A 13,425-nucleotide genomic window follows, 5' to 3' on the forward strand; every position below is an offset into this window, starting at 1 on the left:
GTATCAGAAGCCGCCCTCGACCTGCTATTGGCCCTCGGGAAGCGGGGGCGGGGAAATGTTGCCCCCACCCCCGAAATCCGATTCGAACTGCGGCGCGGGAGGCAGCAGCGGCTCCGAGGGCAACACCGCCGGCTCTGGCGCAATTTCCGGCTCCGCTTCCGCCAGCTTCACGTACGCGGCGATGCGCCAGATGTGGAGGAAGTCGGTCATGGCAAAATAAATCAGCGACACGATGACGCTGAACGTCAGCGCTCCCCGCCATTGCCCCTGCGCTGCCGCCCCCACCACCGCCAGCGAGGCCAGCAGAATTGCTCCCAGCAGCACTGATCGCATCAGCCCCAGCGCGGCTGCGATTGTCGTGTATCTTCCCGGATACGAGCGGAACAGTTCCACAGATTCGCGAAAAGACGCAAACCCTCCTCGTCCATCCCGCAGAGCAAAAATCGGCGCGAGCGACAGAAACCAGTTCAGCATCGACCAGATCGATCCCACCACCAGCGCCACCAGAAAAATCAACAGGGTCGGAAGCAACTGCTTCTCGGGAGACGGCGGGATCCATGCCCCAATCAGAATTCCCCCGCCGAAAAAAGCAAGAACGGCAGCCAGCAACACTACGACGCGAAGCGTATTGATCCCCAGCAATCCCAGCCAGTTCGTAGCGCTTTCCTGGAGCAGGGCTTTCAGCGTGGCTGCGCGCCCGATGCTGGCCAACACCACCCAAAGAACCATCAGCACGGGAATGACAGCCGGAATCCACCGCCCCAGCATAGGCCCCAAATCGGCCAATATCTGAGCCAGAACCAGCGCCATCGAGTAAGGTTCAAGACTCTTCAGCACCCTCCACTCCCCATCGCTGATTTTTATTCCCGCCAAAAATGTAAGAGCGGTGTAGAAGATGACTGCCCAGACAACCAGACCGAATCCCCATCGCCAGGCGATTTCGCCCAGCACCAGGCTGGGGGATTCGATGAGTTCCCGAAAGCTGGAGCGCAGTGGAGAGGCGTGTGCCATTCCGCAGATAGCAGTCTACCAGCGGCAGCGGAAAATGCTGCTTCTTCGCGGGAAGTCGTGAAGGGGCTCGGTTTTAACCGAGCCGTACTTGCGTAAGATAGGTCCGGCTTTTGCCGCTGAGGTATTCCCGAGGCTAACGAAAGCCATCGCGAGCGCCGCCAGTCACAGTCTCCGCATACAGGAGCACAAAGCCGTACCGCCAGTTGGCGGAATCCCAGGTTCAGCGTACATTTAGCCAGCCGGGAGGCCAAAGACCAGCATGTCCGCCGCTGCTACCTCTCCCAAATCACCGCGTCAGCTCTACCAGATCGCCAAGCGTCACGGCATGTGGGATCCGGAGCAGATTCCTATCGCTGAAGACCGCCCGCACTGGGAGCGGCTCACGCCGGGTCAGAAAGAACAACTGCTTAAGGTCTGTGCGTTGTTCTACGAGGGCGAGGTGAGCGTGTCGGACACCCTGGCTTGGTTCATCGCCGGCATGCAGGATGCCGATCGCCGCGTTTTTCTCACCACCCAGATGTTCGAGGAGGTCAAGCACGCCGAATTCTTTCACCTTTATTTTCGTGATGTCTTTGGAGAGGTGAACACCGCGGCCTACTTGGTACCTGAGTATCGTGGGGTATTGCTGGACGAGTTGAAAGCGCGTGGCGAGGCCATTGGCCGCGCTCTATTGTCGGGCTCGGAAGAGGAACTGGACAAGGCTATGGTCATCGGCTTCACCCACTACATGGGCATTGTGGAAGGCGGACTCGCCGTCACCGGCTATCAGTACTTCGAAGAAATGTTGGGCTCGCGCGGGATTTTTCCCCGCCTGCTGCAAGGCATCCAATTGATCCGCGCCGACGAAGGCCGCCACCTCGCGCACGGCATGGATTATCTGCGCCAGAAAATCGCCCGGAAACCGGACCTGGCCGCCCTCGTGCGCCATCTCTTCTGGAGTGAGACCCTGAAAATCCCCGCGCGAACCGAAGTCGTATTTCGGCCCAATGATTTCGGCCTCAGCCGCATCAAGATGATGACCTTGGCTTACAGCCACATCAAACAGCGCCAGCACGAATGCGGCGTGGCCTAGAAGTATTCCCGGGCGGGCCGAAATATTCGCCGGGTCATTCTGAGCGACGCCAGGCAAGCGGCGAATCTATGTATTTCTTCGCTGCTGATGGTCATCCCAAGCCCCGGCGGCCGAAGGGCGCTTTCTGCCCCACCACCTGTTCCGTTTCGGCCCTGCCAGCTGAAACATTGCCCCCTCCCCTTCAACCCTTTCCCTTTCCCCTGCCGCTCTGGTTACAATCTTGACGCATCCTAATAAGCACAGGCCCATGATGACGTCCCTTCGCGTGAGCAGTTCGGTTCAGACCTGGGAGGACTGGTTTTGAAGACTGTTTACGTGGTTGGCGCTGGTCCAGCAGGCCTGTTTGCCGCTCAGAAGATAGCTGCGGCAGGTCACCAGGTGGTGATCTTCAATCGCGATATCAAGCCCGGCGGCCTGGCCGAGTACGGAATCTATCCTGTCAAAGACAAGATGAAAGTGGGCTTGCGCAAGCAGTTTGCCAAGGTACTCTCGCTGCCCAACGTTCACTACTTTGGCCATGTCCGGGTTGGCAACGGATACTCGATCACAATCGAAGACCTTCGCGATTTCCAGCCTGCCGCCATGGTGTTCGCCGTCGGCGCGCAGGGCACCAAGGACCTCAACCTTCCCGGCGAAGACTGCCGCCGCGTTTACTCCGCGAAGGATTTCGTCTACCACTACAATCAGTTGCCACCTTTTGCCTCTCAGGATTTCTCTACCGGAAAGCGCATTGCCATCGTGGGCATGGGCAACGTTATGGTGGACATCGCGCGCTGGGTTTTGCAGGACGATCCCGATCGGCTAACCGAGGAGTTGATCGTCGTCGCCCGGCGTGGTCCCTTCGAAGCCAAGTTCGACGAGCGCGAATTCGTGCACATCGAGCAGCACCTCGACCGCCAGGACTTCCAGCAGGAACTCGAGCGCATCCAGCCCTGCCTGGCCGCCGTCGGCCAGGACATCGCCAACGTTGCGGGCAAAACTTTTCCCATCCTGGCCAAGCCGTACGAGCCGGTGCGGCCGCGTCTGAAGTTTCGCTTCTTGTACTCGCCCGTTTCCATTCATGCCGGCGCCTCGGGCTGCATTGATCGCCTGACCGTCCGCGAGAACATCCTGGTCGAGCGCGACGGCAGCCTTTCCGCGAAGGGCACGGACCGGACAGCCGATCTCGACGTCGACACCATGATCTTCGCCATCGGCGACTCCGCCGATCCCAACGTTGGTCTGCCCTATGGGGCCGAAGGCTATGTCACCCGTCCCGGCGCGGCCGACCCCGGGCATCCCCGCTATGAGATCTTCGATCCGCAGTCGCAGAGCGTCGTGGCCGGCACCTTTGCGGTGGGATGGGCGCGCAAGGCCAGCGAGGGCCTGGTCGGTATCGCGCGCCACGACGGTGAAGTGGGCGCTGCCACCGTCTTGCAATATCTGGAGGCAATCAGCGAGACTGCTGCCGCCACTCCGGAGGAAATTTACCGTTACCTCACCCGCAGGGGAATTCCCGCAGTCAGCAAGGAGGATCTGCATTATCTTTCGCTCGCCGAGGAGCGAGAAGCCACTTCCAGAGGCTTGCAGTATTTCAAGTATTCTGGCAATGATTCCATGCTCGCCGCTATCGAAGAAGAAAGGCGCAAAGCCGGATCCGTCGTAACCGGCTGAGACCTGCTGATGAAAGCCACTTTCGCGCCACAACATCTTCTCTGCCTGATTGATTTGAGCTCCGCCTCCCCCGTGGTTCTGAGCTGGGCTCGGCTGGTGGCGAATCATTTCCATCCCGATCTCGAGATCGTTCACGCGGATTGGCCCGGCGAGATCAAGCTGTCCAAGGCAGAAGAAGAGGCCAGCTGGGCACAGTTGCAGATGCGTAAGACCGAAGTCTCGGGCGAACTGGAGCGAATCGCGGATTCCGTCTTCGGCTCCGGCGTGCCCTATCGTGTCCTGGTGGAGGCCGGCCATCCCGTGCAGGTTGTGCTGCAGTATTTGAGCGCACATGTCCCCGATCTGATCGTGATGGGCAGTCACGGGGAAGACGGGGCCGCACACGTGCTGCTGGGCTCGGTGGCCGAGAATGTCGCGCGGGTGGCCAATTGTCCCATCCTCATCGCCAAGGGCAACCAGTTGGCGCGCGGGCAAAAGCAGTTGCAACGTATCGTTTGTCCTACCAACCTGGGGGATTTCGCCTTGCAGTGCCTGGATGCAGCCTGCGCCATCGCGGCAGCCACCGGAGCATCGCTGGACGCTGTTCTGTCATTGGAGGAGGCTCACGTTTCCAGCGAGCTGGGACGCGCTCGCCTGCACGATTGGATTCCGGCATCGTTCCGCGAACGCTGCAGCATTTCGGAACTGATTCTTCGCGGTGATCCGGCGGAGCAGTTGATCGGGCTTTTGCGCCGCGAAGCCAGCGATCTGGTGATAGTGGGCGCCGAGCACCGCCCGTTTTTCGAATACACCACGCTTGGCCGGACCACCGAGAAAATAATGCGCTTCTCGCCCTGCTCCGTGCTCATAGTTCCGCAGAAGGTTTAAATGAGTTTGGTCACCGCGGGAAGGGCAGCATTTCCAGATCAGGGAGCATCCTGAGCGACGCGAAGCGAGCGAAGAATCTATGCATTTCAAATACTCGACATCACAGGAGAGAGCTATGGCTCAAAAAGTGATTGATGTAGTTGGCGTATCCAAGGACAGCTTCGCCAAAGCCGCTGAAAATGCAGTCATCGAAGCGGCGAAAACCGTGCGCGGCATCAAGTGGGCGCGTGTATCCGACTTTGAAATGGAACTCGACGGAAAAAAGGTGCTGCAGTACCGCGCTACTGCTCGCATCTATTTCAACGTCGAACACTGAGGCTCGCGGCTGGCGTTCGCTTACTTCTGCCGGGCCTGCTTTTTCCGTAAAGGACGCTGCCTCGGGGCTCCAATGTCGCTACGGCTCTCCGATCCCCCGCCGCGTGACCAGATACACGGCGAAGCTGCCCAGCCAGTGTCCACCCTCGTAATGTTCGCCGGTCACCGACGCCAATCCCGAATTCCGGTGCGCCGCCGCAGTCGCCTGCAGGGACGCTAGTCGCGGATCGGAGGCAGGCAAGCCCGAGGCAATTCCCTCCAGCATCCACGCGCGGCTGAGATTCAGGCCATCGAGGTGCGCCAGCCGGGGATCGCTGGGATCGGTAACCACTTCCGGCTTGAGCCAATCCGAGCTGCCGTCCGCCGGAATCTGCGCCAGAAACGATCGCAGCCAGCCGGCGTATTCCGACGAAGGCAGGACGCGCCGCATGACATCGGCTTCCGCCAGGCAAGGAGAGAGAAAATCTTCTCCGGAAGGTTCGTATGCCATCGGGCAAGTGTGATCCCGCACATAGAACTGCCTGGCCTTCTCGCTTAGAAGCTGCAGAAAATCGTGCTGCTGCGTGGCGCGCGCATAGTCGATCATCAGTCCCAGCGCGAATGCTGTTTGGCTGTGTTCGCCGGAGCGGATCGGATAGGAGAGCTTGGGCAACCATGTTTTCAGCCGGTCGCCCGCTGCAATCTCCAGTGGCTGCAGATTGGCCGAGAGTTCGTGCCCCAGCGGATCGTTCCACTCCCGCAATTCCTGTCCCAGTTGCAGCAGCCACGCCAAGCCATACGGACGCTCGAAGCTCGCTCTGCCGGCAGCCTTCAGATACACAACTTCCTGCGCGATGTTTTCTGCTGTCAGGCTGCGCTTCAGCGCCTCCCGCGCCTTCGGAGTGAACGCCGCCTCGGGATATGTCCGCGCCAGCCGCACCAGCAGCCAGTGCCCGTGAACCGAGGAATGCCAGTCGTAGCAGCCATAGAAGGCCGGCGTCAGCTTGCGCGGCGGAAGAACGTCGGCATCGCTATTCAAGGTGTGAGAGATTTTGTTGGGATATTCCTTATTCACGCAAGCCAGCGCGAGATTCGCGAAGCGTTCGGCTGCCCTGGCATCGAAGAGCGACTGCTTGCTCGACCCACCGGAACTCTGATCCCCGGAGGAAGCTGCAAGCAGGCACGGAAACCACCCGGCAACCAGCAGCAGGATTACCATTCTCATCGCGGCCAATTTATCAGGTCGACAAAGTAACTGTGCTTCCTGAGGGGGCATTCTGAGCGACGCGTAGCCAGCGAGGAATCCATGCCACGGGCGGCCCTAGGACCTATGCATTTATGACCTGCGTCCGCGAAATGCCCCAGCTACGCGCCGCGCTAACCTGGGACCCTATTCCATCCATTCCAGCAGAACCAGGCTATGGTCCTCCACCGAATATTCAGCGCCCGGAGCGCGAGTCGTCCCGCTTGGACCAGAGGCCGCGATCCAGCCTGAAGAAGTGTCCATCCGTGCGTGCCACAGGCCGATGCTGGGCATGCTGGGCATCTGAAAATTAACCGTGATGGACGCGGCGTTAAGCAGCAGCAGGAACACACCATCCTGGATCGTTTTGCCGACTTCGTCCTGCTCCTGGATATCAGATCCATCCAGCATCATGCCGACGGCGCGGATGAAATCGGTCTGCCAATCCAGTTCGCCCATTTCCTGTCCGTCGGTCCGCAGCCAGGTGACATCTTTGATCTGGTTCCTCGAGATGTCTCTTCCGTGGAAGAAATCGGTCTGCCGGAACACAGGATGCGCCTTGCGGAAGGCGATCAGCTGCCGGGTAAACTCCAGCAATTCGGCAAACTGATGGGCCCGGCTCCACTCCACCCAACTGATGGTGTTGTCCTGGCAATAAGCATTGTTGTTTCCCTGTTGCGTGCGCGCGAACTCGTCGCCCGCGCAGAGCATCGGGGTACCCTGCGAGAGCAGCAGCGTCGCCATGTAATTTCGCCGCTGGCGGGTACGCAGCTTGCCGATCGCGGGATCGGTGGTATCCCCCTCCACACCGCAATTCCAACTGTCGTTCTGATCGGTGCCATCCTGGTTATTTTGCAGATTCGCCCGGTTGTGCTTGAAGTTGTAGCTCACCAGGTCATGCAGCGTGAATCCATCATGGCAGGTCACGAAATTGATGCTCGCTCCCGGACTGCGGCCGTCGTGGGAATAGAGATCGCTGGAACCGGTGAGCCGGTACGCCATGTCGGAAACCATTCCCGCATCTCCTTTCCAGAAGCGGCGCACCGTGTCGCGGTAGCGTCCATTCCATTCCGCCCAGTCGATAGGGAAGTTGCCCACCTGGTAGCCGCCCAGGCCCACGTCCCACGGCTCCGCGATCAACTTGACCTGGCTCAGCACCGGATCTTGTTGCACGATGTCGAAGAAAGACGCCATCCGCGTCGGCCCATCCTTTTCCCGGCCCAATACCGTCGCCAGATCAAAGCGGAAGCCATCGACATGCATCACGTTCACCCAGTAGCGCAGGCTGTCGGCAATCATGCGCAGGACCACTGGATTCGACATCTGCGGTGAGTTTCCGCATCCCGTGTAGTCGTGATACAAGCACGGCGTGTCAGTTTCCAGCCAGTAATAATTGAGGTTGTCGATTCCACGCCAGGAAAGCGTGGGTCCAAGATGATTGCTTTCGCAGGTGTGGTTGTACACCACGTCCAGGATCACCTCGAATCCAGCGCGGTGAAGCTGTTTCACCATCTGCTTGAATTCAGTCACCTGTTGGCCGAGATTGCCGCTGGCGCTGTAGCGGGCATCGGGGGCAGAAAATCCCAGCGTGTTGTAACCCCAGTAGTTGGTCAGTCCTTTATCGAGCAGAAACTTTTCCGGCTGGCAGGCGTGAATGGGAAGCAGCTCCAGGGTGGTTACTCCCAGGTATTGCAGATATTCGATCGCAGTCGGCGAACCCAGCCCTGCATAGCTTCCACGTAGAGCTGGATCCAGATTGCGCAAGCGGGCCGTGAATCCCTTCACGTGCAGCTCGTAGAGGATGGTCTTATCGAGCGGAATTCGCGGCGGTGCATCTCCCTCCCAGTCAAACCCGCCATCCACGACGATGCACTTGGGCGCGGCTGCGGTGTCATCGGAAGTGTCGATCACCAGGTCAGCGCGCGGGTCACCGCGCTTGTACGCATACGCTGAACCGCGCGACCAATCCATCGTTCCCGAGATGGCGTGCGCGTAGGGATCCACCAGAAGCTTGGCAGCGTTGAAACGCTGGCCCTTCACCGGATCGTATGGACCGGCGACGCGGTAGCCATAGATTTGCCCCGGCATGCATCCCTTGCAGTACACATGCCAGATGAAGCGAGTCCGGTTCTTCACTTCGATGGTCTGCGAGGGCGTGCCGGTGTCCGCGCCGTCGAACAGGCACAACGTCACCCCCTCGGCATTCTGCGAAAAGAGCGCAAAATTCACGCCCTCTCCATCCCAAGTGGCGCCCAGCGGATAGGGCCTGCCCCGCCTGATCTCGAACATTATGTGCCTTTGCTTGGTTTATTGAAGGCCCAGTCTCGGCGGCTTATTGTACAGGGTGCGCAAAAAAGTCAGGTGTGTCTAGGCACCAGGTGAGTTGATTGAGGAATCATCCTGAGGCGCGCTGCGGCGGCCGAAGGATTTAGGCATTTTTGAGTCAGGACTTAGACCCCTGCAAACGCTATCTGCACTTCGGTGCGCGGCTTTTGCAGGGCGAGAAGGCGCCTTCCCGCCCTCATCTCAACCATGCGAAATGAAGGCGGGAAGGGAAGCGAGCCGGACGGATTTACTGCGGAATCACCAGGGTGGCCCCGGCGCGAATTACGTTGGGATCGGCAATATTGTTGGCTTGAGCAATTTTCATGTACTGGTTGGCGTTTCCGTAAAACATTTTGCTGATCTTGGAGAGATTGTCGCCTGCCTGGATCGTGTAAGTCTGCTGCCCACCTGTGCTGGCGATGTCATGCTCCAGATCGCCATACGTGGGGTCAACCTGCTTGATCGCGTCCCAAACGCGGTTCTTGGCAAGCTCCGACGGAACTGTGGCTTTCAGGTAAAGCTTGTCGCCGTGCAGGTCGGTCGCCTGTACGCTGCCGCCGAATCTCGTGATTGCCTCGATGACTGGGTTGTATTTGCTTCTCAGGGCGTTCAAATCGGCCATAAGTCCTCCTTGAGAACTGGTTATTTATTCGGCTGTTGAGGGGTCATCCTGAGGCCACACCGCGGCCGGAGGATCTGATGGTAACTCTGCGCGACGCGTAGCGAGCGAGAGTCTATGTATCCTCTGCACTGTTCTTAAAATTCCTCCCGACAATTCTAGATTCAAGGCTGGGCGAGATGGTGTCGGGCTGAAGTTTGTTTGAACCTCGCTAAATCGCAAGCCAGCTTTTTTCTTGCCGGGAAAACACCGTGAGTTTCAAGCGGGGTGTCCAACTCCAGCCCTACCGCAGTTCCGGCATACTGATCGCCAGCAGCCGCGCTGGATCCAGATACACTCCCTCCCACCGTACCGCCATATGCAGATGAGGTCCGGTGGCGCGGCCGGTGGCTCCGCTCAGGCCGATCACCTGCCCGCGCTTGATCTGCTGACCCACCTCCGTCTGGATCTCCGACAGATGCATGTACAAGGTGAACAGCCCCTGGCCGTGATCGATCACTACGCAATTGCCTTCGTAGAACAGATTGCTGGCCAGCACCACTTGTCCGGAGTTTGCCGCCAATACCGGCGTGCCCGGGCGGGCGTGGAAATCCATTCCCTGATGCACGCTCTTGACCTCACCGTTGAATACGCGCCGCGTTCCGAATCCCTCTGAGACTTGCGTGTCCACCGGAGCAATAAAGCTTCCCGACCATTCCGCAGCCTGCGTAATCTGGCTGAAGACTCGCTGCTTCAGCTGACGGTCTTCTTCGATGCGCTTCTGCATCTCTGGCGTCGGCTTCACGAACCGTTCCGGCACGCGCAGCACTTCGCTTCTGTAGATGATTGCGCTCACCTCTACCAGCTGAGTGAACTGGCCGGGGGCGCCGTCGCTTTTCACAGCCTCCAGTTGCAATTCGTAAGCGCCCGGGGGAATGTTCTGATCCACCCCCGCAATCCCATACCAGGCATCGCCACTCGCCGGGCGAGAGAAATAAACATCGTGACCGAGCCACTTGCCGCGTAGAGATGCGAGCTCGGTTTGAGTGCGGAAAACGAAGAGGCAGGGAGAGCCATTTACCAGAGGAGCGGGCGCCCACGTAACCTGTCCAGGAATGGGCGCTGGAAAAATCTGGGACGATGCCGCTGCCGGTGCGTGCCCCGAGTTCGCTCCCTGCCGTCGGGCGCTAACCTGGGATACTTGGGCCAGGCCGCTCGCAGCACTTCCGATCAGGACCAGCAAGACCACCAGATTCAGCACAGCAGAGGTCCATCTTCCTGAGCAAGGGCCCGTGATTTTCGCTGGCCTGGGCACTTTGGTCAATTCGGCAATCAGTTGCGGATTCCGTGACACGATAGGGTTGAGCGGATGCCAGATGCCCTTATCCTAGAAGAACTCTTCGCTACCGAACAATCCCTGGCATACCCGGCGACACTAGGGCTGATCACTGGGAACTTGTCGTTCCCTCGACGGCTCATGCTGAGCCCGTATCGCGGGCGAAGCATCTATGCTTTTGGCCCCCTTGGCTCACCGGCTATTGTGACTTCGCAACTGATTCCTCATCTCCTTTCCGCGGATTAATGAACAAGCCTCCAGTTGCGACTCTCGCTGTCCTTGCGATCACCGGCGTTCTCACCGCTCTCCAGTTCGCGGACCCCCGGCTGCTTCCTTTGCTGGAGCGAACTCCTGATGCCCTCGCTCATCATCAGTGGTGGCGTCTCATCACGCCTTTGTTCGTGCATTCCGACGGAGAATCCAACTGCGGTCTGCGGTAGTGCACCGCCGCTCAACATAGGTTGGATGATTAGGTACACCTGCTGGAAGTACCCATCGCAGAACTGGGACAATCGTGACTGTAGACCAAGCACGACCAATCCTTGGGCAGAGTTCTTCGATGACGGCATATTTCAAACGTCTACGGTTCCTGGCAAGTGCACTACCGCAGGGACGATAGGGCAGAGACCTCTCTAAGCCCGATTCTTTTCTTGGGACACCGGCCTGTGCTACGAAAGACAGGCTCGTCTTCTTGGGAGACGCACATGGACGAACCGTATCAAGTACCGCCGGAAGAACCGGAGTTTGGAAGTTTGCCGGGAGACTGGAGCCCGGTGCCGGTCGAGAAGCTACAACTCTTCTGGCGATGGTTCGAGGCCAAGCACCGAGACAGGTTAGAGAACCCAGACAAGCCCGCGTCTCCAGGTATAGCTGTCGGCGGCTCAGCAGAAGACTCGAACCGAGGTCGTGCGTTTAGTATTCGCGGTGCATTGCTGATTGCCCTCGCAGATAAAGGAATCGAGATCACGGACGAGGTCATCGCCGCGATGGCTACGCGGCCGATAAGCCCGACGCTCGATGAGGAAGCGCTGATTGGAGAGCTGGTCGCGGAATTCCGTACCTCGAAGGGATAATCTCACCGGCACAACCACACATTGAACATAGTGTTTTCCAGGGTCGGGTGGCCCACTCAAGCCATGTGCCCCAAGTCTCGCGCTGCTTATCTATTTTGCCTCCGGTGTAGTGGGTGAGATTGCAGGATATGCATGGCAACCTGCCGGAGCCGGCGCATCGGTGGCGGGCGCAGGATTGCTTGGCGCTCTGGCTGCCTGGCTGTTGCTGGTGAACAGGAGAAAGCCGGCAATTTTCGGCGCTGCCTTTGTGCTGATCGGAGCCATCGTCCTTACCATCGCGCGCGACCTGCACGGACCGCCGATTCTCCTTGGCGCGGCTATCGCCTCCGTCGCGATATGGCATCGGGGAAGGCCGGCTTATTCATAGCGCAAGGCCTCAATGGGACAAGGCGGGACGGTGGGTGCCCTATCCTGAGCGCAGCGAAGGGTGGGCGGCAATCATCTCCGCACCGCCAGGCCGATCTTCGGTCAGGCGGACCAGTTTAGGGACCAGTTGCGAGGGCAGTCAAACGCATGGGGGGATAGGAGATAGTGCATTTCAAAACCGACCCCCCTCCCCACATCTTGTGGTTCGGTCGCGGGACACCACAACCTAGTCTGAAAATGCACGACCGCGTGCGACGGATGCGATTACGAAATCGGCAGCGTATCGCGCGCACGCGCGCTTGTGGCGGGAACGGAAGCGAGCGCTTCGCGCGGGGGTCGGGGCGACGCTGGCGCGCGGGAGGGAGCGGGAGCGGGAAAGGGAAAAGGAGGGTGAGTGGGAGCGATTACGGGGCGGGAATGAAAGTGGAACACCCAGGTCTCGAAGAGCGCGAAACCCGGGGCACCCGGCCACACGCCTAAGGTGACTGAGAGTTGGTTTCTGCAGATTCCGTTTTGCTGACCCGGAGGCGCGGGTTATAGATGTTCACTTGGCCAGTCTTAAGGACGACCTTCGTGCAAACTGGTGCAAAGCCAACGCTTGTTACGAACACGTCGTAGGGGCCATCGCTCAGATTCACATAATAGCTACCGTCAGGTTGGACCGATGGCCTGATGTCACCGCTAACGTCCCCTGACTTATGCACAATTATGTAAGCTTTGGGGATGGCTGCACCTTCTGCAACGTCCGTGACCTTACCCTTCAGAATGGCAGTCTCTTTTCCAGGAGATCCGAGGACCAGAAGAATAAGAAGCCCCAGCATTTTTATTGTCATCCTTTCACTTCCTTTGAATCAGTTTTATTTCTTGACTCCCTCAATTGCGGATCCGCATTGCTTGAGGATTGACCGCGTATTCAGAACGGACTGCTCGGGGCTACCTGCGTCCCTGGGAATAGCGTTGATCAGATGCCCAAATTCATGTAGGAGAATTGTGACCTGAGCTCGTATCGTACTGCCTGTATAGGGGCCCACCGACAGCGGAAATATTCGGCTCCCAGTGGTACCGAACGCTCTGAAGAATGGACCCACAGGATTCAGAAAAATAGCCCCTTGGGCACCCATGCCTTGTTGCGTTCGGGCACCGATGGTCGGCTCTTCCGCCACACCAAGGCGGATATCCACTCCGCCAAATATGTCGGCTCCAGAAGTCTGGGAACCTTCTGAAAACACTATTGCCTTGTCATTGAAGAATGAAGAACAATTGCTATCTGCGTCGAGAATTCCGAATGTCGTATCTGCAGCATGTCGCGCCTTTTCGGTTACAAACGCGGTTTGCACACTCGCGAGATAGTTGGACTCAGCCTCCGCTTGAGGGTTGGCATATCCCGGCCGATTGTAGTAGTTAGCACCAAAGGCGACCTGGTCGAGATAATCGCTGTAGGCGTTGAGATTGATGCTGGAGTTGGCCGCGCTGAAGGTAAGGTTCCACCACGCGCCTCCGCCTCCGCCCCCGCTGTCCCAATCGTCAATTCCGCGTCCAGGCGGGCAGGGATCACAGCCTGTTAATCCCAAGGGATCAATCGAGCTG

The 13,425-nt window shown here is 58.8% G+C and carries 12 protein-coding genes; 6 read left to right on the forward strand and 6 right to left on the reverse strand.

Annotated features, from left to right (window positions below; all coding sequences use genetic code 11):
• Positions 1 to 24 precede the first annotated feature (24 nt).
• Positions 25 to 1,011 (reverse strand): hypothetical protein, encoded by a 987-nt coding sequence (locus VEG30_15000; protein ID HXZ81234.1) that lies wholly within the window; start codon positions 1,009 to 1,011, stop codon positions 25 to 27.
• A 259-nt stretch (positions 1,012 to 1,270) separates the two neighbouring features.
• Between VEG30_15000 and VEG30_15005 the strand changes: the two genes are divergently transcribed.
• The 4 genes from VEG30_15005 (at position 1,271) to VEG30_15020 (ending at position 4,919) form a co-directional block, all read left to right on the forward strand.
• Positions 1,271 to 2,083 (forward strand): ribonucleotide-diphosphate reductase subunit beta, encoded by an 813-nt coding sequence (locus tag VEG30_15005; protein ID HXZ81235.1) that lies wholly within the window; start codon positions 1,271 to 1,273, stop codon positions 2,081 to 2,083.
• A gap of 300 nt (positions 2,084 to 2,383) precedes the next feature.
• Positions 2,384 to 3,736: an FAD-dependent oxidoreductase gene (locus VEG30_15010; GenBank protein ID HXZ81236.1), complete on the forward strand. Its 1,353-nt coding sequence runs from the start codon at positions 2,384 to 2,386 to the stop codon at positions 3,734 to 3,736.
• 9 nt (positions 3,737 to 3,745) lie between these two features.
• Entirely contained in the window at positions 3,746 to 4,603 is an 858-nt protein-coding gene (locus VEG30_15015) for a universal stress protein (GenBank protein ID HXZ81237.1), read from the forward strand.
• Positions 4,604 to 4,718: 115 nt separating this feature from the next.
• Entirely contained in the window at positions 4,719 to 4,919 is a 201-nt protein-coding gene (locus VEG30_15020; protein ID HXZ81238.1) for a dodecin family protein, read from the forward strand.
• Positions 4,920 to 4,997: 78 nt separating this feature from the next.
• Here the strand turns inward: VEG30_15020 and VEG30_15025 are convergent, their stop codons facing one another.
• The 4 genes from VEG30_15025 to VEG30_15040 all read right to left on the reverse strand — a co-directional run bounded on the left by VEG30_15025 (position 4,998) and on the right by VEG30_15040 (position 10,324).
• A complete protein-coding gene (locus VEG30_15025; protein HXZ81239.1) occupies positions 4,998 to 6,122 on the reverse strand; it encodes a DUF2891 domain-containing protein in 1,125 nt (374 codons plus the stop codon).
• A 165-nt stretch (positions 6,123 to 6,287) separates the two neighbouring features.
• The gene (glgX, locus tag VEG30_15030) at positions 6,288 to 8,429 is read right to left on the reverse strand and encodes a glycogen debranching protein GlgX (protein HXZ81240.1); all 2,142 of its coding nucleotides are present in this window, start codon (positions 8,427 to 8,429) and stop codon (positions 6,288 to 6,290) included.
• A gap of 283 nt (positions 8,430 to 8,712) precedes the next feature.
• The gene (locus VEG30_15035; GenBank protein HXZ81241.1) at positions 8,713 to 9,087 is read right to left on the reverse strand and encodes a LysM peptidoglycan-binding domain-containing protein; all 375 of its coding nucleotides are present in this window, start codon (positions 9,085 to 9,087) and stop codon (positions 8,713 to 8,715) included.
• A 280-nt stretch (positions 9,088 to 9,367) separates the two neighbouring features.
• Complete coding sequence (locus VEG30_15040; GenBank protein HXZ81242.1) at positions 9,368 to 10,324, reverse strand: M23 family metallopeptidase; 957 nt, start codon at positions 10,322 to 10,324, stop codon at positions 9,368 to 9,370.
• Positions 10,325 to 11,103: 779 nt separating this feature from the next.
• Between VEG30_15040 and VEG30_15045 the strand changes: the two genes are divergently transcribed.
• Together VEG30_15045 and VEG30_15050 are read left to right on the forward strand one after the other, a co-directional pair.
• Entirely contained in the window at positions 11,104 to 11,472 is a 369-nt protein-coding gene (locus tag VEG30_15045; protein ID HXZ81243.1) for a hypothetical protein, read from the forward strand.
• 160 nt (positions 11,473 to 11,632) lie between these two features.
• Entirely contained in the window at positions 11,633 to 11,839 is a 207-nt protein-coding gene (locus tag VEG30_15050; protein ID HXZ81244.1) for a hypothetical protein, read from the forward strand.
• An 856-nt stretch (positions 11,840 to 12,695) separates the two neighbouring features.
• On the opposite strand, the gene VEG30_15055 is transcribed toward VEG30_15050, so the two are convergent.
• The coding region (locus VEG30_15055) for a hypothetical protein (GenBank protein ID HXZ81245.1) at positions 12,696 to 13,425 on the reverse strand (730 nt) is incomplete at its 5' end.

It is taken from the genome of Terriglobales bacterium (assembly GCA_035624455.1).
Taxonomy (GTDB): domain Bacteria; phylum Acidobacteriota; class Terriglobia; order Terriglobales; family Acidobacteriaceae; genus DASPRM01.

Excerpts from the sequence above, each read along its gene's own strand:
- VEG30_15000 (HXZ81234.1), bottom strand. The coding sequence starts at position 1,011 with ATGGCACACGCCTCTCCACTGCGCTCCAGCTTTCGGGAACTCATCGAA.
- VEG30_15015 (HXZ81237.1), top strand. The coding sequence starts at position 3,746 with ATGAAAGCCACTTTCGCGCCACAACATCTTCTCTGCCTGATTGATTTG.
- VEG30_15045 (HXZ81243.1), top strand. The coding sequence starts at position 11,104 with ATGGACGAACCGTATCAAGTACCGCCGGAAGAACCGGAGTTTGGAAGT.
- glgX (HXZ81240.1), bottom strand. The coding sequence starts at position 8,429 with ATGTTCGAGATCAGGCGGGGCAGGCCCTATCCGCTGGGCGCCACTTGG.
- VEG30_15025 (HXZ81239.1), bottom strand. The coding sequence starts at position 6,122 with ATGAGAATGGTAATCCTGCTGCTGGTTGCCGGGTGGTTTCCGTGCCTG.
- VEG30_15005 (HXZ81235.1), top strand. The coding sequence starts at position 1,271 with ATGTCCGCCGCTGCTACCTCTCCCAAATCACCGCGTCAGCTCTACCAG.
- VEG30_15035 (HXZ81241.1), bottom strand. The coding sequence starts at position 9,087 with ATGGCCGATTTGAACGCCCTGAGAAGCAAATACAACCCAGTCATCGAG.
- VEG30_15020 (HXZ81238.1), top strand. The coding sequence starts at position 4,719 with ATGGCTCAAAAAGTGATTGATGTAGTTGGCGTATCCAAGGACAGCTTC.